1 pseudogene is annotated in these 1,046 nt (G+C 41.9%); it reads left to right on the top strand.

Features of this window, described 5'->3' with window-relative positions:
- Window positions 1–1,046, top strand: a pseudogene (locus tag AB5123_RS14435) (hypothetical protein); the annotation flags it as partial.

The following is a 1,046-nucleotide window of genomic DNA, read 5'->3' as shown; positions in this document are numbered from 1 at the left end:
GATCTTAACGGTCATAAGCTTGAAGTGGGAAATGATCTTGCTTTGGGATATTACTATGCAATAATGAACGTAAATAACGGACAGCTTTATGTAGGGCGTGATCTGAGAATACAGGATTCATGGCTGAACAACGACGGAACGATAGCTTACGGAAATGAATCATATGCAAGACTGCAAATGACCAAGGAAGATGACTTTGTAAAGGTAAACCGTAATTTTGTAATGTACTCAAGGTATGATCACAACGGACTGCTAACGAACGGAATACTCGAGGTCAAGGGAAATTTCAATCAGTATTCGGGTAACGGAAATAACTTCTATGCTACCGGTGATCACAAGGTCGTACTAAGCGGAACGGAAAAGCAGACGATAAGCCTTGCAAGTCCGAATGCTCGCTTTGCAAATTTGGAAATAACCAACACATCTGAGGATGGAGTGTATGTTTCTTCATACTTCAATGCGAATAATATTACCGATAAGAACAAAAAGCTTAAATTTGCAGATGGAAGAAAGAACGGCTGGACGCTTGAAAAGGATGAAACCGTAGACGGCTTTGAATTGGTATACGGTACTCTCGACCTCAACGGACATAAGTTGACTGTCAACGGAGATCTGACCCAGTCAGGCGGAGAGATAAAGGTCAACGGCGGAGAACTTGTGGTAACAGGAGATTACAAGATACAGACCACAGGAAATGGAGCAAGTTCTGGCAGACTTAACATGACCAACGAAGCAGATAAAGTAACGGTGGCCGGAACGTTTGCAACACGTTCAAATGTCGATCACAGCAAATTGCTTACAGCCGGAACAATGACTGTAGGCGGAAATCTGTATCAGTATGACAATTCATGGTATAACTTCAAAACATCCGGAACACACGAAACCATTCTTAACGGAACAAAAAAGCAGACAGTATCTTTTGAGTCAAGAGACGACGGAAATCGTGCGAGATTTAATATACTTAAGATAACCAACACATCTGAAGAAGGAGTAACCTTTGCAACAGATGTATGGGTACAGACAAAGCTTTACGATACGGAATCGGT

Source organism: Ruminococcus sp. RTP21204st1_B2_RTP21204_210225, from assembly GCF_040914135.1.
In the GTDB taxonomy this organism is placed as follows: Bacteria; Bacillota; Clostridia; order Oscillospirales; family Ruminococcaceae; genus Hominimerdicola; species Hominimerdicola aceti.
The sequence above is the reverse complement of the archived record's forward strand: the minus strand, read 5'-3'. Positions and strand labels throughout refer to the sequence as shown.